This is a genomic window from Pseudomonadota bacterium, from assembly GCA_027624955.1.
In the GTDB taxonomy this organism is placed as follows: Bacteria; Pseudomonadota; Alphaproteobacteria; order UBA828; family UBA828; genus PTKB01.
Genome location: JAQBTG010000031.1, coordinates 24,799 through 45,455 on the forward strand (window position 1 = coordinate 24,799; position 20,657 = coordinate 45,455).

General features: G+C 58.0%; 11 protein-coding genes. 5 read left to right on the forward strand and 6 right to left on the reverse strand.

Annotated features, from left to right (window positions below):
* Nucleotides 1–311: 311 nt before the first annotated feature.
* Complete coding sequence (locus tag O3A94_12475; protein ID MDA1357066.1) at nt 312–626, reverse strand: amicyanin; 315 nt, start codon at nt 624–626, stop codon at nt 312–314.
* A gap of 38 nt (nt 627–664) precedes the next feature.
* Entirely contained in the window at nt 665–1,258 is a 594-nt protein-coding gene (locus tag O3A94_12480; GenBank protein MDA1357067.1) for a DUF4142 domain-containing protein, read from the reverse strand.
* A 224-nt stretch (nt 1,259–1,482) separates the two neighbouring features.
* Here O3A94_12480 and O3A94_12485 point away from each other — a divergent pair, with 224 nt between their 5' ends.
* Nucleotides 1,483–2,403, forward strand: coding sequence for a LysR family transcriptional regulator (locus O3A94_12485; GenBank protein ID MDA1357068.1), 921 nt, complete (start codon nt 1,483–1,485; stop codon nt 2,401–2,403).
* Nucleotides 2,404–2,773: 370 nt separating this feature from the next.
* On the opposite strand, the gene O3A94_12490 is transcribed toward O3A94_12485, so the two are convergent.
* The 3 genes from O3A94_12490 to O3A94_12500 form a co-directional block, all read right to left on the reverse strand.
* Entirely contained in the window at nt 2,774–6,646 is a 3,873-nt protein-coding gene (locus O3A94_12490; protein ID MDA1357069.1) for a hydantoinase B/oxoprolinase family protein, read from the reverse strand.
* 305 nt (nt 6,647–6,951) lie between these two features.
* Nucleotides 6,952–9,039 carry a PAS domain S-box protein gene (locus O3A94_12495; protein MDA1357070.1) on the reverse strand — a complete coding sequence of 696 codons (2,088 nt, stop codon included), beginning with the start codon at nt 9,037–9,039 and terminating at the stop codon, nt 6,952–6,954.
* Nucleotides 9,040–9,090: 51 nt separating this feature from the next.
* Entirely contained in the window at nt 9,091–12,480 is a 3,390-nt protein-coding gene (locus O3A94_12500; GenBank protein ID MDA1357071.1) for a PAS domain S-box protein, read from the reverse strand.
* Nucleotides 12,481–12,899: 419 nt separating this feature from the next.
* Between O3A94_12500 and O3A94_12505 the strand changes: the two genes are divergently transcribed.
* The 4 genes from O3A94_12505 (at nt 12,900) to O3A94_12520 (ending at nt 18,106) form a co-directional block, all read left to right on the forward strand.
* Nucleotides 12,900–14,462, forward strand: a complete 1,563-nt coding sequence (locus O3A94_12505; protein ID MDA1357072.1) for a hydantoinase/oxoprolinase family protein — start codon at nt 12,900–12,902, stop codon at nt 14,460–14,462.
* Nucleotides 14,459–15,550 (forward strand): DUF917 domain-containing protein, encoded by a 1,092-nt coding sequence (locus O3A94_12510; GenBank protein MDA1357073.1) that lies wholly within the window; start codon nt 14,459–14,461, stop codon nt 15,548–15,550. Before O3A94_12505 ends, O3A94_12510 begins: the two co-directional genes overlap by 4 nt.
* A 15-nt stretch (nt 15,551–15,565) precedes the next feature.
* Nucleotides 15,566–16,588, forward strand: coding sequence for a zinc-dependent alcohol dehydrogenase family protein (locus O3A94_12515; protein MDA1357074.1), 1,023 nt, complete (start codon nt 15,566–15,568; stop codon nt 16,586–16,588).
* A 108-nt stretch (nt 16,589–16,696) separates the two neighbouring features.
* A complete protein-coding gene (locus tag O3A94_12520; GenBank protein ID MDA1357075.1) occupies nt 16,697–18,106 on the forward strand; it encodes an aminotransferase in 1,410 nt (469 codons plus the stop codon).
* Nucleotides 18,107–18,158: 52 nt separating this feature from the next.
* Here O3A94_12520 and O3A94_12525 read toward each other — a convergent pair whose 3' ends face one another.
* Nucleotides 18,159–19,823, reverse strand: a complete 1,665-nt coding sequence (locus O3A94_12525; GenBank protein MDA1357076.1) for a thiamine pyrophosphate-binding protein — start codon at nt 19,821–19,823, stop codon at nt 18,159–18,161.
* Nucleotides 19,824–20,657: the final 834 nt, after the last annotated feature.

The window sequence follows — 20,657 nt, forward strand, 5'->3', positions numbered from 1 at the left end:
CGCCTGTTCGGAACGGCTTCCATTGCGATTGTCGATGGCCGTGCCAGGTTCAAAATTCAGCAGTTGGCGATAGGTCTTTTGCCAAGGGATCAACGGCTCATAAAAATACGTAATCCGTCGGCAAAAATGGATAGTTCATAGACATTGTTGAATCTTGTCTGTGTCGGCGGCGTGGCCAAAATCAACTGTGGGTAATGCACCGAGAGGGAAGCGACTTTGACACCAGAAATATGCTCAGATTTGTCGCTCGTAGACATCACCGCCGAAGCAATATTTGCGGCTGCGATTTGGTGCAGTACCCACAGTATCCTTTAGGACCCAATCTCGAGTTTTGCCTTCATCGACGGATGAAACTGGCAAAAATAAGATCGAGAGGTGTCAGCCTTGACCACCATTTGCCACTCACCGCCAGGTTCAATCAGGTCTGAATCCCAGCTGCCGTCATCTGCGGTCGCCGTATGGGCGACGATGTCTTTGTTGATCCAAACAATGACGTCGCCAGGTTTTACGACAGGCATTTTGGGCGCGAATTTGAACTTTTGAATTTCGACGGTAATTCGCTGACCGCTCGCCGCCGCGCCTTCAAGCCAGGGAGGAAAGGCGATTGTGGCGGCGAGCGCCGCCACAATCAGGCCCCTGCGTGTTACGCCTTTGGGCATAACCATTAGTTCGCCAGTCCTTTGACCATCATCTCGGCGTGATGTTCGTGCGCCTTGAAGATCAAGAGGGCTTCCTCGAACATTTCTTTGACATCGGGGTTTTCGATGTTGGGGATGAAGGTGCCCTCGACCAGCCCGTTGACGGCCTGATGATAGCCAAGTTCGTTTTGCGCATAGCGGGAATCAAAGGCCGCGCCGCGCAGCTGACTCATTTCCGTAATCAGATCCTCCGCGCCGCCATTGAGTTGCTGGCTCAGAAAGTTGTCTTTTGCCGAAACGCCGAGTGTTTTCAACAATGCCAAAGCCTGTTTGTTGACCGCGCTGTGATCGCGAATCATGGTATCCGCGAACTTATGGATGGCGGGGTTATTCGAGATCGCCAAGGCAAGATGGGCGTAGCGGATATCAATTGAATCGGCCGTATAGGCCACATGGGCGATCTCAAGATCATTGAGGTCGGCCGGTGATTCTGCCCGGGCGGAGGTGCCAATCAGGGTCATCGAGACCGCCGCTGCGGCAAGAAGGGTCTTTGCGAACATAGCTGATTTCCTTTTGGTTGGTTGAAGCATGAATGCTCCGGTAACGCCCTCGGGAAACATTTCCCGTGAGTTGGCTAACTTGGCTGAGCTACGGAGTAACGGTGGGGGGAGGGGCGCCCGCAAACGACGGATGCGAAGACGGTCTTTGCAAACGTATGGGTCATTCTGTTCTCCCTTTTCAGCGATCCGATATCAGCGCCGGAAACGTGATGGGAGTGTGACACTTTCGCTAAAATGCAGAATATGCGAAATTGACAAGAGATTATTGCAGATAGCGAAACAATATGGATCGATTCCGAGAGATCTCCACCTTCGTCGCAGCCGCTGAAAGCGGGGCGTTTAACGCGGCCGCGCGCAAGCTGAACATGTCCCCCGCGGCGGTTACACGTCTGGTCAATAGCCTTGAGGCGAGAATTGGCGCCCGGCTTTTCACGCGCACGACGCGTAAGGTTGCGTTGACTGAAGCCGGGCAGCTATTCCTGTCGGATGCCACACGTATATTGGAGGAAGTCGAAGAAGCCGAAGCCTCGGCGGCGGGCGCGCACCAGTCACCGCGCGGAGTCTTACGGGTTACCGGGCCGATGATGTTCGGCCACCTCTATGTCGCGCCGATCCTGCGCGACTATCTTGATGATTATCCCGCGGTTTCAGCGTTTACGCTTTTCGTTGACCGGATCGTACATCTTGTCGAAGAGGGACTTGATGTTGCCGTGCGAATTGGTGAATTACCCGATTCTTCACTTTCAGCGGTGCGCGTTGGAGAGGTTCGGCGGATGATGGTCGCGGCGCCAAGTTACCTTGCCAAACATGGCGCCCCGGAAACGCTGGACGCGCTCACCGAGCACAAAATTATCCATCCGCTGCCTTTGAACCGATCACCTGAATGGCCGTTCGTCAGCGGTGGCAAAATTCAGACCGTCAAAATCAACCCGACGCTTACTGTCAACACGATGCCAGCATCTATCGACGCCGCTTTGGCGGGTTGGGGAATAACGCGCGTGTATTCCTACCAGGTGGCCAGGGCGTTGATCGAAGGCACACTGGTCGAGATACTCCATAAGGCGGACGAACATCGCGTGCCGATCCACCTGGTGCATCCCGAAGGCCGGCGCGCTCCCGCAAAAACGCGCGCCTTTGTCAGCCTCGCCACCAAGCGCCTCCGGGCAGACGCCGATCTGTTCATTGGAAATACCGGCCAAACGTGACGGCTAAGCAGTCATAATGCATTGGCCGACGGATGAGCTTGGGCGAAGCCTTGCGTTATCAGATCGGATTTCTCCTTCAGGGCGGCGCCAAGCCTGCTTCAGCAGATCAACCTGATTTCCCGTAAAAATATCACTGCAACGCTTTGTCGGACAAAGCGCGAGTGATCAACCGGTCGTTCGGTCAGCGCCCATTCGTTCCGACCGAACTTCACACTTCTCACTACAAAAGACGTGACGTTCGCCTTTGTCGGCCACCCAAAGATGTCGAGCGATCATGCGCCCACAGAGGGAACAATTGACGATCTTCACCTCGTACCAAGGCTTCTCTATTTCTTCCCAGTGGCCCATCGCAATTTCCCTATTCCACCGGTTATTCTGGCGGCCCGATCGAGGTGGGTTCGCCCTTCGCCGTTTCGCGGCGCCGGCTTCGCAACGTTTCGGTCGCAGGCTCATCTATACCGTACGTGCCGTTCCGGCTGAGGAGTATGACACCATAGGCCGCCTCAGCGGTTTGCAGCGAGACGTTGCGGTTTTGCACGTCGGCAAGAACGCGTGCGGGCGCACGGTCGAGAGGGTCGCCATATCCGCCACCGCCCGGCGCCTCAAAAAGCAGCTCGTCGCCTTGTCGCACCGTTATGTTGTCAAACTTCGTCGGGCTCGAAACTCCGAATACTTCAGAAAACGTGCGGAATTCGGTATCGCCTGCCTGTTTAATCAAAAAGGATTGGCGGCCACCTTCCTGGCCGCCGAAGAGGCCCCAGGGTCCAACGAAGTGACGGTCGGCGAGCGCGCTTACGGTCAGCTCGGGTGCTTGAACCTTGAACCGCCGCATTACGGAAAGGCCGCCGCGATTGCGTCCCGGCCCGCCCGAATCCTCGCGCAATGCGCAGGCGACATGAAGCAGCGGATATCGGCTCTCCAAAATCTCGATGGGCGTAATCTCGATGGTGCTGCCGTGCGCGCAAAATAGGTTGGTGTTGCCATCGTGATCTTTGCGCGCACCCCATCCACCGCCTTCGAGATGAAGATGGGCAAAATACTCGCCCGTCTCCGGGTGCACGCCGCCCATCGGAAAAAGGCAATTCGTGCCGCCATCGGCAGCGCAGGCGCGATCCGGCAACGCCTGCGACATCGCGCCCCAAATCGCATTGATAACGCGCGGCTGTCCATCTGAGTTGCCGCCGACAGAGCTTCCAGGATGCTTGACGTTAAGAATACTGCCCGGCGGGGCAATCATGCTGATCGGGCGAAACACCCCCTGATTGAGCGGCACATCGCGCACGTTGATACTTTGCAGGATGCCGGTATAGGTCGCGGCGGCGGTTGCCACATAGGTCAGGTTGATCGCCGCATCGACCTGATCATCCGACCGGCTGTAGTCCACGACGATTTCATCGCCCTCAACGTTGACGTCGACGCGAAAGACGTGCGGAACGTTACGTCGCGGATCGTCCTCATAGCGGTCATCGAAGGAATAGATTCCGTCGGGAATGGCCTTGATTTGCTCGCGCATCCAGCGCTCGGAAGCTGCGTTCAACGCCTTGGTGGAGGCGCGCAATGTATCGAGGCCATAGGTTCGTATCAGTTCGGGCATACGGCGGGCGGCGACTTTGAGGCTGGCGAGCATGGCGTGAAAATCGCCAAACGTAGCCTCGGGCGTCCGGTGGTTGGCGAGGATGACCTTCCACAGCTCTTCAACATGTTCGCCGCGCTTCATCAGCTTGATCGGCGGCAGCCTGAGACCCTCCTGATAGACCTCGCTGGCGGTAACCGCGAAGGAGCCCGGCACCATGCCGCCGATCTCCGCGATATGGGCGATGATCGCGGCATAACCGACCAGCTCGTTATCAACGAAGATACCTTCGAGAAGCATATGCTCTGGCATATGGCAGGCGCCACGGTAAGGATCGTTGTGCACCACCACATCGCCAGGCTCGAAATAGGCTTCGCCGAGTTCCTCGACCACGAAGGGCACGGTGCTGAGGCCGGCGCAAATGATCGCTGGATTGTTCTGTGCCTGCGAGATCAGTTGGAGATCGCGGTCAAACAGCATGCACGAGAAATCTTTGGACTCGCTGAACAGCGGCGAATGCGCCGTGCGCAGCGCCTCCATATCCATCTCGTCGCAGATCGCATCAAGCCGATTGCGGATGACGTTGAGTGTGATCAGATCGGGTTCGCCGCCTTTGTAGTATCGCCCCGGCGCGTGCCCGCTCTCCTCGGTAGCCGATATCTCAAGAACGCCTTTTTGGGTGACGATCAAACGGTCCCCGGGCGCCACTATTACCGTCGAATCCTCTTCGAGAATAACCGCCGGGCCTTCGATGACCGCACCCGCGCCGAGCACGTCGCGCTGCACCACCGGCGTCTCCACATAGCCTGTCTCGCGGAACCAAACAGAGCGTGTTTCGCTAACCTCAGGCGCCACGCCGGGCGCCAAATCCGGCAGTATCGGCGGCTCCGAAATACCGAGGGCGAGCACAGAAAGCCGGACGATCTCGACCGGGCTGCCGGGGGTTTTGAAGTCGAAGCGCCGCTCATGCTCAGCGTGGAACGTCTCGATCAGCGTCTTCACGTCACCCGCAAGTGCGCTCGGCAGCACGGATAAATCGATCTCGTGGCTTTGCAGCCGATATCGCGCCGACGCGCTTAAGGACAGCACGGCTTCACCATCGAAACCTTCCTCGCGCAGCTCATGCAGTGCCTGCGCCTCCAGCGCCGCGAAGGCATCGGCAACGTCGGAAAGCGCCATGTTATCGGAGCGGAAACTGACAGTGACGCTCTTCTCAACGCGAACGTCGGCGACGACGGTGCCAAAAGCGGAGCACAGCCCCGGATAAAGAGGCACCAAGGTGCGGCGCATACCGACCGACCGGGCGAGCTCCGTGCCGTGCAATGGCCCGGCGCCGCCGAAGGCGATCAGGTCGAATTCGCGGTAGTCTAATCCGCGCTCAATCGTGACCCGCCGGACGGCGATCGCCATATTGTCGTTCACAGTTTCAATGATCGCGATCGCTGCTTCCTCGAGCGAAAGATCGAGCACCCGAGCGAGCGTCTCAACAGCAGTGCGCGCTGCGCTGCGATCAAGCTTCACGCGACCGCCGAGGAAGAAATCCGGATCGATGCGGCCGAGCACCACGTTGGCGTCGGTCACGGTCGGTTCTGTGCCGCCCTTGCCATAGCATGCTGGGCCAGGCTCGGCGCCTGCGCTCTGCGGTCCAACCTTCAGCAGGCCATCCTGACCGACATGAGCAATCGAGCCGCCGCCCGCGCCGATTGTTGTAAAATCAATGTGCGGTGCGACAACGTGGATGCCCCAATCAAGCGTGATCTGCGGCACCGACCGATAGTCGCCGTCTTCGATCACCCCGACGTCGCAACTGGTACCGCCCATATCGAACGTGACAGCGTTCGTGGACCCTTCGAGCGCGGCAAAATAGTGGCCGCCGATCACACCGCCCGCGAGGCCGGACAGAAATATCTCTGCCGAACGATCAGGCGCATGGTCGGACAGCATCTGCCCGCCATTCGACTTCATAATCGCGAGCCGCGCCCCGAGCGCGCGCGCACTGAGCTCGCGTTCGAGATCGGTGATGAAACCCTGCAGCATCGGCCTTACAGAGGCGGCGAGGATGGTCGTCGTCGCGCGGTGATACTCGCGCCAGATCGGCGCAACCTCATGAGAGAGCGAAACCGGAACCTTGGGAAACCGTGCGCGCAGGGCCGCGCCAAGCGCGCGCTCATGTTCGGTGTTGCGATAGCTGAACAGGAAATTGACCGCTATCGAGCAATCCGTGTCGAGCGCGCCTTCTACTTGGTCGAGCACCCGCGCGATCTCTGCTTGGGTCAGCGCCGTCACGACGCGGCCTTTGTAATCAATGCGCTCCGACACACCGATGCAATCGCGCCGCGCGACGCCCGGATCGGGCTTTCGCCAACTCAGGTCATAGGCATAGGGGCGCGAGATGCTGCCGATCAGCGGGATGTCCTGAAACCCCTCAGTCGCGAGATATAGAACACGTGCACCGGTGCTCTGGAGGCGTGCATTGGTCGCGATAGTCGTTCCGAGGACGAAATGACGCACATCTTCAGGCGCGATTCCGGAGCCGTCGAAGGCATCGAGCACACCAATTTCGGGCGCCGCCACGGTACTCGGCCGCTTGGAGATGACGATGCCGCCCTGCTCGTCGATCGCGACGAGATCAGTATTGGTGCCTCCGGTATCAATGCCAACTCGCAGCATGACGATCCTTCCCCATTTGTGAGATCAGGCTATCGGGGTTTGAAAGCGGGCGCAAACTCTATGCGTAGATCGCGCGACCCATTGGCTCGCCAAAGCATTTGAAGATGCTGTCTATAAATTAGGCCGCGTGGACAAATTTGTTAGCGTTGCCGATGTCTTTAAATCATCGCGCTTGGAGAGCTTGCTTTCTCATACTGGCGCAACATGCTCGCTTGTCATTTAGGCGGGATTTTATTGTGCGCTCGCGTCATCGCCGGAGTGAGGCGATGACCGGGGCGGTTGTTCGGCCTAAAATGTGATGCGATTTAGTTCGGAGCTGACTCCAATGCGGCGCGCACCTTTTGCGCCAATTCAAGCCTTCGGAAGGGCTTGTGTAGGAGACCGAGGCCCCCGACAAGTGAGCTGGCGTGCTCGAACATGCTCTCCGCATAGCCCGACATGAAGAGGACTTTGAGTCCAGCGGAACGGCTCTTCGCCTCGACTGCCAGATCGGGTCCGCTCATCCCGCCGGGGAGCACGACGTCGGATAACAACAGGTCGATCGTCGGCTCGTTGTCCAGGGCCGCTAACCCCTCTCGGCCATCCTTTGCCATCAGCGCCCGGTATCCGAGGGAGACAAGCACCGCTTCGACGAGCACGCGGACATCCGCTTCATCTTCGACGACCAGAACGGTTTCGCCGTGGCCAAGTGGCGTTTCGGTTTTTCCGTCAAGCTGCGCTCGATCCGTCACTTTAGCGGTGCGTGGCAGGTAAAGACTGACCGTTGTTCCCTGGCCCTCCTCACTCATGATTGCCAAATCACCTCTCGATTGTTTGGCGAAGCCGTAGACCATGGGCAAGCCGAGCCCGCTACCCTCGCCAACCTTCTTAGTGGTGAAGAACGGCTCCAGAGCCCGCGCCAGAACCTCCGCAGACATGCCCGACCCGGTGTCGCTGACCGTGATCTGAACAAAATCCCCCGGTATGACTTCCAAACGCGAGGCCGCGTATTCCTCGTCCAAGGTCACGTTGCTGCTCTCGATACGCAAACTGCCGCCCTCAGTCATCGCGCGGCGCGCGTTCAGCGCTAGATTCAAGAGGGCGTTCTCGACTTGGCTCGGGTCGGCCAGGACCTGCCAAAGGCCGGGCTCGGGCGTGATCGTCATCTCGATTTGCTCACCCAGGGTCCGGCGCAGCATCTGGCCCATCTCGTCGATCAACGGGCCGAGATCTATCGCCCGGGGCTCAAGCGTCTGCTTGCGCGAGAAGGCGAGCAATTGGTGGGTCAATTTGGCTCCACGCTCAGCCGCCCGAATGATTGGTTGGAGCAGCCTGCCCTCAGTCTCCGGCCTTTCGAGGAGCAACTCCGAGTTGCCCATGATGATGGCGAGCAGATTATTGAAATCATGGGCTAGGCCGCCGGTAAGCTGGCCCACGGCCTCCATTTTCTGAGCTTGGCGGAGCTGCTCTTCGGCTTGCTTGCGCTCGGTAATATCCGTCAACGCACCGACATGCCCAACTATTTCGCCGGCTTCGCTTAATACCGGCAGGGACTGCACGAAGCACCAAGTCGTCGCGCCTTCGGCGTCCACATATCGGTGTTCACTTTCAAAGCGCTTTTTGGTTCGGACTGATCGATACCATTGGGCGCTAACTTCATCGAGATCATCGGGATGGATGGCTTCCTTCCAACCATTCCCCATCGCGGCTTCAGAAGATATGCCACCCAATTGGCACCATTTTTCATTGACGAAGGTGACACCACCAGCGGCGTCGGAATGGAAAATGCCCACCGGCGCAACGCCCGCAATCGCCCGATAATGCTGTTCACTCCCGCGCAACGCCAGTTCTAAACGTTTGCCCTCGCTGATGTCGGTGACGACCGTGAGCAACTGAGCCTCAGCTTCGTCATCGGCCGCGACCAGGATCGATTTCATCTCGGCCCAAAACGGCTTCGCGTCGCGGCGGAGCATTTGGATCTCACAGACCCCGCTCAGGTTCGAGGCGGTGATTCCTCGCCGGTGCTTGTAGTAAATGTCTTGGTTGTCCGGGACGATGAAGGCGGAGAGCAGTTGCGCGCTCAGAAATCGTCGCTCAACGCCCAACATGTCAGCCAGGGCGAGGTTCGATTCGAGGATCAGCCCCTTGAGGCTGATGGTCACGTAACCGACGGGCGCGATGTCGTAGAGATTGAAATATTTTGCATGCGACTCGACAAGCTCTTCCTGGGCCCGGCGAAGCTCCTCGTTTTGCATTTCCAGTTCAATCTGATGGGTCCGCAGCTCATGGACCAGCTTGCCGGCCTCATCCGGGGACATCTGCGGCGAGAAGTCTGTGGCCTCCCGGCTGTCCCCCGCCTCGGCCCGCTTGCGCAGTTCGGCGAGGCGATCTGACCATCCGTCGCCCTTTGTCATCTTACTCCGCCCCCCAATCCATTATCCGTGGCTATCGGGCCGCTTTGCCCGCTAGTTCCCATCGCTCGGTGTGATGTCGCACCAAGTGCTCACCAGGAACTTCTTCAGGCCCATGGAAACGACTCTTCCATTCACCCGAAAGTCACGGATCTCATCACTTTTTGTCCTATGCTTGGTCTCGAAAACATCGCTTCCATTCGCGTCAAACCTGTCGATATGCCTGACAAAATCGCCTGCGGAATCCACTGCCTCGATATCGCGTATCGCCAGTCTCGAAAACTCTTCGCGCGTATAGCCAAGCTGCTCATGTGCTGACTGATTGAACTCGAAAATACCGGCTGTTTCCATATCAATCAGCACCAACGGGTCGCTGGACAGCTCGAAGAGCATCGTCAGCATCTCCTCCTCCTGTCTGCGCTCGGTGATGTCCACAATGGCGCTTGCGACCAGCACTTTCCGATCTATCGTTATGGGTCTGAGACTGACTTCAACGCGAACTTCGCTGCCATCTTTGCGCAAGCCGTGTAGATCTAGAGCAGCGCCCATCGCCCGCATTTGCGGCTCATCCATATAGGCTTTTCGGTCGCTGACGTGGCGTCTACGTAGAGGGGCGGGAATCAGCATCTCGACCGGGCGGCCGAGCAACTCTTCTCGGGAATATCCAAACAAGGTCTCGGTCACGGCGTTTGCCAACACGATCTCGCCCTGCTCATCCACGATTACCATGGCAACTGGAGCAAACTCGACCAAATGTTGAAATAGCTGCCCGGCCTGCTTGCTTTTGCTGACGTCTTCCAAAGTGATCACGACGCCATCGATCACGTTCGCCACGGTACGGTAGGGCCGAACGCGCATCGTAAAACTTGTGCCGTCCCTGCTCATGACGTCGGACTGCCGCACGATTAGATCGTCGAGAACGCGAAGGCTTTGTTCTGCGAGGTCGACGTCTATTAATGTGGTCGCCAAATGGTTGATCGGGCGGCCGGAATCAGTAGCCGTCAGCGGAATGATTTCTGTTGCCTTGGGAGTGAAGCGCCGCACCCGCAGTTCAGAGTCGAGGAAAATGGTGGCGATCCCCGTCGAGTCCAGCAAGTTCTTCATGTCGTCCGTGGCTTTGGACAAATCTTCAATTCGGGACTGAAGTTCCGTGTTGACGGTAACCGATTCCTCGTTGGTCGATTGCAGCTCTTCGTTGGTCGATTTGAGCTCCTCGTTCGATGTTTCCAGTTCCTCGATGGTCGATTGCAGGCTCTCTCTCGAGTCTTGGAGCTCGCGATGAAGTTCCTCAATGGTCTTCGTGACATCTATCGGCCTGACCGGCTTGACCTTGCTTTTTTCCTTTTTCGCTGGCGCCGAAGTCTCCTCAAACACGATCATTATCAGGCTGCGTACATTACTCTGTTCCAGAATGGGCTTGACCGTCAGAGTCAGGAACACCTTGCCCTCGTTGTTTTGCACCTCGAGGCCTTTGTAGATCGTCTCCTGCCTGGTGGTCGAGACGTCGCGGATGGCATCGGCCAATTCCTTTTTCAGCCCCGGACGCGCCATCTCGACGATTTTCGCACTGATCTTTCCCTCTGCCGGCTCCAGGAACCTGCCGGTCCGTCCATGAATGTAGACGATGTCGCCGGCTTCGTTGATGATCGCGCTTGGCGGGGTGTCTATCTGCTGAAGGATCGTTTCGACCAATTGCAGCGCGCTTAGCTCTTCTGCCCTCTGGACGACCTCAGGAACATCGAGGTCGAGATCCGGTTTAGAAAACGGCTGGATGGGAAAGTCCATTGCGGAGTGAGCTGTCTGAGAGATTGGCTTGCGACGAAACACCTTCCATTTTTTATGGGATACGGAAAACATGCCCGAGTACGGGCCTATCGTCTCCGACGAGCCGAGGAAGAGGATCCCGTCGGCCTTCAAGCAATAGTGGAACATCGGCAGCAGTTTCCTTTGCAACTCCGTTCCCAGATAGATCAGCAAATTGCGACAGGACAACAGGTCAAGCTTGGTAAAGGGCGGGTCCTGGGCCACGTTCTGCGGCGCAAAAACCAGCATTTCACGAATTTGCGCCGACACCCTGTAGTGGCCGCCATCTTCTTTGGTGAAATAGCGCCTGATGCGCTCCGGCCCGACGTCTGCCAAGATGCTCTCAGGGTAGAGTCCGGCGCGGGCCAAATTGATGGCGCTCGCGTCGATGTCGGTCCCGAAGATCTGCACATGGAAGTGGCGGCCGAGCTGCTCCATGCATTCGTGCAGGGCAATAGCCAGCGAATAGCACTCCTCGCCGCTGGAGCAGCCGGGAACCCAGACGCGGATCGTATAGTCATCCGGTTTCCCCGCGAGGAGCTTCGGCAAGACCTTCGACTGCAAAAGCTCGAACGCTTCCGGGTCCCGGAAAAAATTGGTGACCCCGATCAGCAGTTCCTTGAACAGGATGTTTGCCTCGTGTTCACTTTGCTGCAGGTAGCTAAGATATTCCGAAATGTCGTTGATTTGGTGGACGCTCATGCGCCGCTCGATCCGCCGACAAATGGTATTCTTTTTGTACAGCGAAAAATCATGCCTGGTCCGGGCGCGAAGAATAACGAAGATTTTATTCAGCGCTTGGGGAATTGGCCCCTCGTCGGGCCCGATTGCGGGGCCGGCGTGCCCGGTCGCGTGCCTGACGTATTTGATCAACTGCATCGGCATTTTATCCGGCGGCAACACGTAATCGACCAGCCCCGTGGCCATCGCGCTTCGCGGCATCCCTTCATATTTGGCCGAATCCTCGTCCTGGACCATGACCATGCCGACTTCGCCCTTGACTGCTTTCAAGCCCAGCGTGCCGTCGGTGCCCGTACCGGAAAGGATGATACAGACCGCCGCACTTCTCTGGTCTAGGGCCAAGGAGCGGAGGAAGGTGTCGATCGGCAGATTGGCGCCGCGCGGCAGAGTTTGCTCGGTCAATTGCAGTGTGCCGTTCATCATGGTCAGGTCCATGTTCGGCGGGATCACATAAACATGATCGCGCTCGACCCGCATTCCATCGACGATATGGCAGACCGGCATCTTCGTGCGTTTCTGCAATAATTCGGGCAGGACACTGATATGCGTTGGGTCGAGATGCAGCACCACTACAAAACCGATCCCGGCGTCCACGGGCATGGCCTTGAAGAACCGCTCCAGCGCTTCCAGCCCACCGGCCGAGGCGCCAATTCCGACAATCGGGAAATCTGCTGTGTGCTTCGTCGTCAGCGATTGATTTGCGTCCAACCCAATGATTGCCGATGGTGATCCATCTAGGCCGCGTGGCATTTTGCCGGAGGCGTCTGTTTTGGGTTTTGGGCCTATCGCCTTCTTCTTGTCCGTGGCCGTTTTCTTTTCCGTGACCTTCTTGGCGCGCGGGGGCGCTTTCTTTGCAGGGGCGGGCTTTTTCGTGCCGCGCGAACGATGGTCATCGGCCATTTTTGCTATCCGTTGTTCCGGTGCAGCGCCGCAACGCCCGCGCCAAGGTCGAATATTCTCGCTGGAAACAGCTGGGCTCCGGCTTTCGAACTATAAAAAGGGCCAGTGCCAGAATTAACCCTATACGAATTAGCCATCCTTAGAAACTTCCGAAACGCCCAGGAATTGGCTTACGAATCCCGCCTTTGACCGCGATCAGCCGGCCTTCAGCGGGGCGCGGCTGTATCGCACCGCCATATTTTACCAAGGTCGGCAAGGCCAATTTTCGGTCATTTGCGAAAAGCTAGACTTGAGGTCTTGTTGCGAGGAAGTACCATTCTGCCTTGGCGAACGAGGGAACATTTACCGCATGGCCGATAAGCCTGGAATAGCAATCCGACCCTGCCCAATACCCTGGGCAAGCGGCGAGAGGCTGTAGCATGCGCGTTGGCGTCGATGTCGGCGGGACAAACACCGATGCTGTTTTAATGGACGGCGAAGAAGTCGTCGCTTCGTTCAAAGCACCGACGACAGCCGATGTCGGCGGCGGCATCGTCAACGCCATACGCTCGGTTCTCGCACAATCCAATGCTGTTGCCGCGCATGTTGAGAGCGTGATGATCGGCACCACCCAATTCACCAACGCCTTCGTCGAAGGCAAGCGCTTGGTCGAAGTCGGCATCATTCGCGCCGCCTTGCCGGCGACGGCGAGCGTTCAGCCGCTGCTCGATTTTCCCCAACGGCTGGCCAGCGCCGTGGGCGACCATTGCTATCTGTTGCCCGGAGGATATGAATTCGATGGACGTGAGATTTCGCCGCTCGGCGAGCGGGAGGTCGCTGAAGCGGCGCGCGATATCAAAGCCAAGGGCCTCCGCTCTGTCGCCATATCCTGCGTATTCTCTCCGATCAATTCCAATATGGAAAAACGCATAGCGGAGATTGTGCGGAACGAAATTGCGGATGTGGAATTAACCCTCTCGAGCGATATCGGCCGGGTTGGGCTGATCGAGCGCGAAAACGCGACCATCATGAATGCCTCCCTTGTCGAATTGTCTAAGCGGGTGGTCGGGTCATTCCGCGAGGCGCTGCGAGATTTAAAGATTCAGGCGCCGTTCTTCGTCAGCCAGAATGATGGCACGTTGATGAGCGCCGAATATGTCGAGCGCTATCCGGTGTTGACCTTTGCCTCCGGTCCGACCAACAGCATGCGCGGCGCGGCACGGCTTTCCGGCCAGGAAAATGCCGTTGTTGTCGATATTGGCGGGACGACCACCGATGTCGGCGTGCTCGTGCACGGCTTCCCGCGTGAATCCGCGGTCTCGGTGGATATCGGCGGTGTGCGCACCAATTTCCGCATGCCGGATATCCTCTCTATTGGCCTTGGCGGTGGCAGCCTGGTGCGTGACGCGGACGGACTCACGGTCGGGCCGGATTCGGTTGGATTTGAACTGACCGAGAAGGCGCTGGTATTCGGTGGTGACACGCTGACCACCACCGACATCGCTGTGGCAGCCGGCGCTGTGGATATCGGCGACAAATCCCGCGTCCAACATTTGTCGAGCCAGCAGATAGAACAGGGATTGGCGGAAATCCACCGCCTGGTGGAGAATGCCATAGACCGGGTAAAAACCAGTGTGGAAGACGCGCCCGTGGTGCTGGTCGGTGGCGGCAGCGTGTTGATCACGCGCGATTTACGCGGCGCCAGCGAAGTAAAAATTCCGAATCAATCTGCTGTGGCCAACGCCATCGGGGCTGGTATGGCGCAAGTCGGCGGCGAGATAGACCGCATTTTCTCCTATGAAAGCGAAGGCCGCGACGCCTCCATCGCGCAAGCGAAAGACGAGGCAAAGGCGCGCGCCATCGCGGCGGGAGCCAGGGCCGACAGCGTGCAAATCTTGGAAATTGAGGAATTGCCATTGACCTATATGCCGGCCGGCGCGGTGCGCCTGCGCGTAAAGGCGGTTGGCGATCTTGCCATAAGCAGTGACGGTGGCGGGCAGTGAAACTCACGCGCGACAATTTGCACGATTTTATCCGCGGCGCTGCGATTCTGGGAACCGGCGGCGGCGGCGATCCTTATGTTGGCCGTCTCATGCTTGAGCAGGAACTGCGCAAGGGGGCGGACATTCAAATTATCGACCCCGACGACATTTCCGACGATATTTTCGCTATCAATGTTTTTTCGATGGGCGCGCCGACCGTGTTCGTCGAAAAGATCCCGAACGGCCCGGCAACCGTGACTTCCGTGCGCAAGGTCGAGCAAATGCTGGGGAGAAAATTTAATGCCATCATGCCGATCGAGGCCGGAGGGGTTAACGCCACACTGCCGCTTATCGTTGGCGCGCTGATGGGGCTGCCGGTGATCGACGCCGACGGCATGGGCCGTGCCTTCCCCGAATTACAAATGGTCACCTACAATGTTTATGGCGTCGATATTTGCCCGCTTGTCACGACTGATGATTTTGGCAATTCAGTGACCTATGAGACCACCGATGCCGCGCGCGCCGAATGGCTGGCGCGCGGCGTCTGCGTGCGCATGGGCGGCATCAGCCAAGCGGCGGGCTATCCAATGACCGCCCAACAAATCAGAGACACGGCGGTCCACCACACACTAACTCTGTCGCTTGATATTGGCCGCGCTGTGCGCGAAGCACGCGAACAGCATCAAGACCCCGTGACCGCGCTGCTCAATTATTTCCTCAACGCCCGCTATCCGCGTCATGCGGCGATGCTGTTCGACGGCAAAGTCGTCGATGTGCTGCGCGAAACCAAACACGGCTTCACCGTCGGCCGGGTCGTGCTCGACGGCATCGAAAATAGCCATGGTCAATGCGAGGTGACGTTCCGCAATGAATTTCTGATCGCCAAACATGACGGTCGGGTGATCGCCACGGTGCCGGATCTGATCTGCTGTCTGGACCGCGAGACGGCCGAGCCCATCACCACGGAAAATTTGAAATATGGCAATCGCGTCAAGGTGGTCGGAATCGCCGCCGCGCCGGTGATGCGCACGCCAGAGGCGCTCAATATTTTTGGGCCCAGAGCCTTTAGGATGGAGGAAGATTTCACACCGCTTGAAGAACTCGGCTGATCAGGGAGAAATTAGATGGCGCGTATCGTTCGCTTCAATCAAACCGGTGGACCCGAAGTTCTCAAGATATATGACGAGCCTTTGAAGGACCCCGAAGCAGGCGACGTCCGCCTGAAGATCGCGGCGATGGGTCTTAACCGGGCCGAGATCATGTTCCGCGACGGTAAATACGCCGCCGACCCGGTTTTTCCCTCACGTATCGGCATCGAGGGCGCGGGAACAATTGATGCCATCGGCGCCGGCGTGAGTGGCTTTAAAATTGGTGACAAAGTTGCCGCCATCCCCTTCCTGTCCGCCGACAAATGGGGCAACTGGACGGCGGAATCGGTAACGCGGTATGGCGTCTATGGTGACAGCGCGGTGGTGCCGGCCTACAGCGTCGCGCATAACCCAGATAATATTTCAATGATCGAGGCGGCGGCGATCTGGTGCCAATATCTGACGGCTTGGGGCGGTGTGATAAATTATGCCAAACTCGCCAGCGGAGACATCGCCTTGATTACCGCAGCGAGCAGCAGCGCTGCGTTGGGCGGCCTGCAAATCGCCAAGCTCACCGGGGCGACGGTTATCGCCGTCACCCGAACGGCTGGCAAAAAACAATTTCTGCGCGATGCCGGCGCTGACCATGTCGTCGTCACAGATGACGAAAACCTAACCGAGCGGGTAATGGATATTACCGGTGGGCGAGGCTTCAGCGTGGCTTACGATCCGGTCGGTGGTGAATTCATGGCGGAGCTTGTCGCGGCGGCGCAACCCGGCGCAACCATCGTCAATTATGGCAATCTTCGAACTGAGCCCATCAATGTGCCCATTCTACCTATGCTGTTGAAGCGCATCGACCTCAAGTTTCACAGCGTGTTCGACACCATGCGCCTGCGCGAAGAACGCGAGCGCGGGATTGCGTTCGTATTGGATAATGTGGCCTCGGGCGCCCTCAAAGTGATTGTCGACAAAATTTTTCCCTTGGATCAGATCGTCGAAGCGCACCGCTACATGGAGACCAATGCGCAAATGGGGAAAATTGTCGTTGCGGCGTAGAGCCAGGCGGCCTGTGATCAGAATCCTGCAACGACACAGTTCATGATAGTGTTTTCGGCGAGTGTCAGGAGTTATCTCAACAACTATCTCGATTGAAAGGAATGCGCGATGACGACGAACGCAGCAACCAACATCGATCTCGAGCAAATGGATGTCGACGCCACGATACATGCCTTCACGTCTTTGCCCGATCACGCGGAAATAGGCCCGCACATCATTGCATCCGGCGACGGTATCTACGTGACCGACAACAAGGGCGATACATATATAGACGCGATGGCCGCGCTGTTTTGTGTAAACGCGGGGTACGGGCGCAACGAGATCGCCGACGCGATCAGCGAGCAGGCCCACCAATTCGCGTATTTCCACACTTTCGGCGGCAATGCGCATGAGCAGCAAATCAGGCTCGGCGAGCGCCTGCTCAACATTCTGCCTGACACGATGAGCAAGGTATTATTTGCCAGCTCGGGCTCCGAAGCCAACGAAGCTAATGTCAAACTGGCGTGGATGTACCAGCATGTAAGGGGCAAGCCCAACAAGCGCAAAATCATCGGACGCCACATGGGCTACCACGGCGTCACGGCGGTCGCCGCCAGTATGTCCGGATTGCCGCTTATGCATGAGCCCTTTGGTCTGCCCTTGCCTGGCTTCCTGCACACCGACAAAGGTCATTATTTCTGGGAGGGCCGGCCCGGCGAATCCGAACGTGAGTTTTCCAAGCGCCTCGCCGCCAACCTCGAAGCGCTTATTGTGGCGGAGGGCCCGGAGACGGTCTGCGCGTTTATCGCCGAACCGGTGATGGGTGCATCAGCCTGTGTGACTCCGGCTGAAGGCTATTTTGAAGAAATTCAAAAGGTGCTCAAGAAACACGATGTGCTGTTTATCGCCGATGAAGTGATCACCGGGTTCGGCCGTTTGGGCACCTGGTTCGCCAGTGAGAAATATAACCTCACGCCAGACCTGATGACCCTTTCCAAAGGTATTACCAGCGCCTATGTGCCGCTCTCCGCTTCAGTGATTTCGAAGGAGATGTGGAAGGTTTTTGCCGAAGACCCGGCGAAGACGCTGTTCGCGCACGGCCATACGGCGAGCGGCCATCCGATTGCCTGCGCGGCGGCCAACGCCAATCTCGACCTCATGGAGGGCGAGGATTTGGTCGGCAACGCCGCCCGGGTCGGCGATTATTTCAAGGCGCAATTGATCGAGCGGCTTGGCGATCACCCGCTGATGGGTGAAGTGCGCGGCGACGGATTAATGCTCGCTGTAGAATTGGTGGCAAACAAAGAGACCAAGCAAGAGCTCAACATCGAATGGGACTGTTCGCATCGCCTGTTCGACCTCTGCATCGAGGAAAAACTTATCTCGCGCGGCTACTTTGGGCACAACTCCTCGTCTTTCGCGCCGCCTCTGACGATCACCACGGAAGAGGTCGACGAAGTGATCACGCGATTTGCGCGCGCACTCGACAAGCTCACCGACGAGCTGGTTCGCGACAAGCGCTGGAAGCCGGCTGCATAGAGCATAGTCCTTAATCCCGAGCGCCGATCGCGCTGGAGGTTCTGACCCGCGGCTAAAGTTTTGGTTCGATTGCAACGTCGATCAGTCGTGGGACGCCCGAAGCGAGGGCCTCCCCGACTGCGGCGGCAAGCTCTTCGGGCTCGGTGACGCGGCAGCCAGCGATACCCATGCCGGCGGCCATTTCAACAAAACCTAACTCTGGCTCGCGCAATTCCAGTTGCGCATAAGCACGGTTCGATTCGATACCGAACCGTTGGCGATAGATATCGACATTGTGCTTAAGGATGCGGTATTCGCGATTGGAAAGGATGATAAACACGATCGGCAGAAGGTGATGCGCTGCCGTCCACAGCGCGGTGATGCTGTACATCGCCGACCCATCGCCGGAAATGCAAACCACGGGACGATCAGGGTTTGCCAACTGAACGCCGAGCGCGCCAGCCAGGCCCTGGCCGATGCCACCGCCACGACCGCAAAAATAATCACCGGGGCCGTTAAAATGAAACGCCCGTGTGAGATCTGGACTTCCGGTGATGGCCTCTTCCACGATCACGACATCGGGCGGAATCGCCTCGGCCAATGTCGCCATGGCGAGCGCGACCGGCATCGGCCTTCGACTTTGCATATTTTTGAGGCGGGCCCGCTGGGCGCGCGTCTCTTCCTCCCGGAGCGACAATAACTTCTGGCAGCGCTTTTGGGCGTTGTCGCGGATAGAGGCCGATCCCATTTCTCGAACTGATTCGTTGAGCAATGCGAGTGCAGGCGCAATGCCGCCAACCAGGCCAGCTGTGAGCGCATAGTTGCGGGCAAGCCGTTCGTACGATTCCTCGATTTGCAGCACTTTGGCGCCGGGCGGAAATGGCCTGCCCTCTGCGAACCAGATTTCTTCGAAAAACGGGCCGCCGATCAACAGCACAAGATCCGCCTCGCCAAACGTTGCCGCGATATCCGCCGCGTCCACCGGCAAGACGCCACGCAAATTAGGATGGTCACTCGGAAGCGCTCTGTGCTGATGAATAACTTCGAGCCAGATTGCCGCTCCTGTTGCTTCGGCAAGTGCCGCCACCGCAGGGCCAGCGCCAGCGCGCGCCACGTCATCGCCAATTACAATAGCCGGTGCCTTGGCGTCGAGAAGATGTTGGGCGAGATCGCGAACCCCATCCGGGTCTGCGCCCGGCGCGCGGTAAAGTCTTCCGCCGGGGATTGCCAGATTGGCCGTCTCCTGCTCCATGACGTTGATCGGCAGGGCAACGAACACCGGCCCTGCCGGCGGGTCATGCGCAATTTTGAAGGCGCGGCGCATGATGTCGGCACATTCATCGGCGTGCTCCGGCTGGACGCTCCACTTGACCACCGGCGCCGCCATCGCCACCAGGTCATGGCCAAGGAGCGGCGCGCGCAAACGCAAACGCGTATCCTGCTGGCCGGCGGTCACGATCATCGGAGAGTTCGCCTTCAGCGCGCCGTACATCATTCCGATTGCGTTGCCGAGGCCGGGCGCCACATGGAGATTGACGATGCCAGTGCGGCCACTCGCCTGGGCATAATAGCTGGCCGCCCCGACCGCCACGCCCTCGTGCAACGAAAGAACATAGGAGAGCGACGGATAGGCGCCTAGATTATCAGTCAGCGGGCTTTCCGTGGTTCCGGGATTGCCGAATAGAAATTCGACGCCGTGCGCCACCAAGCTTTCCAATACAACATCGCGTCCGCGCATATGGCTGATCCATTCCTGTTCAAGGCGCATCGAATCATGAGATGCGCGCTCAGACTGTAGGCAATTTGCCGCTATGTTGGAAGCGCGCGCCACTGCGACACCGAAGGCGTTTGGCCCGGAGATTTGTTGTGAACTGAATTTTCCTTGAAAGGAGTGAAGCTAAATTCAGCGGCAAGTACGATGGTCAGGGTGCGCTTCTAGACAGCCAGGTTTCCAACTATCTGCCGGCCGGCACCACGCATATTTCCCTTGAGCACCAAGAAGATCCCTCGATCATCGAGGGCGGCGTGGGAAATGTGAAAATGGAGCGTGTCAGGGACGATGAAGGTCGCGTGGCATGCATGCATAACACGCCGATACTCGGCTTGATCAATATCAGAAAAACCGACCGCGCCCGCAGCGACGACACACACGTTGCCGACTCTGATATGCGATATGCGGGCTTGGGATGAATCGAGCGCGGGCAGCCTGTGCCCGTTTAGCTGGAAAGACTGGTGCAGTCCGGCGGCGCAACACCGCCGACTTGTAGTCTCCAGTAACTAAAGGAGGAAGTCGTGCCGCCATGCGACGGCGGCACCCGCCCAGACAAATGTGCTGGGCTGACTCCTTAAAGATGCGCAGCTAGGCCACGGAGGCCACGGAAGCTGGCGCAGGGAAACTTTATCCCGAGCTACTTATTTTCCATTTCCTTGCGCGCTTCAGCGTCCCGAAGGGTGTAATGACAAGAACTGCATTCCGCCATCACCGCGCCGATTTTCATGGAAACTTCTAGCCCGGATTATTCACGGCGTGTCGTGATAGGGTCGGTGAGCGTAGATTAAGCTGTTGAAATGC

What these genes read in the sequence shown, in the direction of transcription:
- O3A94_12515 (MDA1357074.1), top strand. Translation starts at nt 15,566, where the DNA reads ATGGCGCGTATCGTTCGCTTCAATCAAACCGGTGGACCCGAAGTTCTC.
- O3A94_12500 (MDA1357071.1), bottom strand. Translation starts at nt 12,480, where the DNA reads ATGGCCGATGACCATCGTTCGCGCGGCACGAAAAAGCCCGCCCCTGCA.
- O3A94_12490 (MDA1357069.1), bottom strand. Translation starts at nt 6,646, where the DNA reads ATGCTGCGAGTTGGCATTGATACCGGAGGCACCAATACTGATCTCGTC.
- O3A94_12480 (MDA1357067.1), bottom strand. Translation starts at nt 1,258, where the DNA reads ATGTTTCCCGAGGGCGTTACCGGAGCATTCATGCTTCAACCAACCAAA.
- O3A94_12520 (MDA1357075.1), top strand. Translation starts at nt 16,697, where the DNA reads ATGACGACGAACGCAGCAACCAACATCGATCTCGAGCAAATGGATGTC.
- O3A94_12525 (MDA1357076.1), bottom strand. Translation starts at nt 19,823, where the DNA reads ATGCGCGGACGCGATGTTGTATTGGAAAGCTTGGTGGCGCACGGCGTC.
- O3A94_12505 (MDA1357072.1), top strand. Translation starts at nt 12,900, where the DNA reads ATGCGCGTTGGCGTCGATGTCGGCGGGACAAACACCGATGCTGTTTTA.
- O3A94_12485 (MDA1357068.1), top strand. Translation starts at nt 1,483, where the DNA reads ATGGATCGATTCCGAGAGATCTCCACCTTCGTCGCAGCCGCTGAAAGC.
- O3A94_12495 (MDA1357070.1), bottom strand. Translation starts at nt 9,039, where the DNA reads ATGACAAAGGGCGACGGATGGTCAGATCGCCTCGCCGAACTGCGCAAG.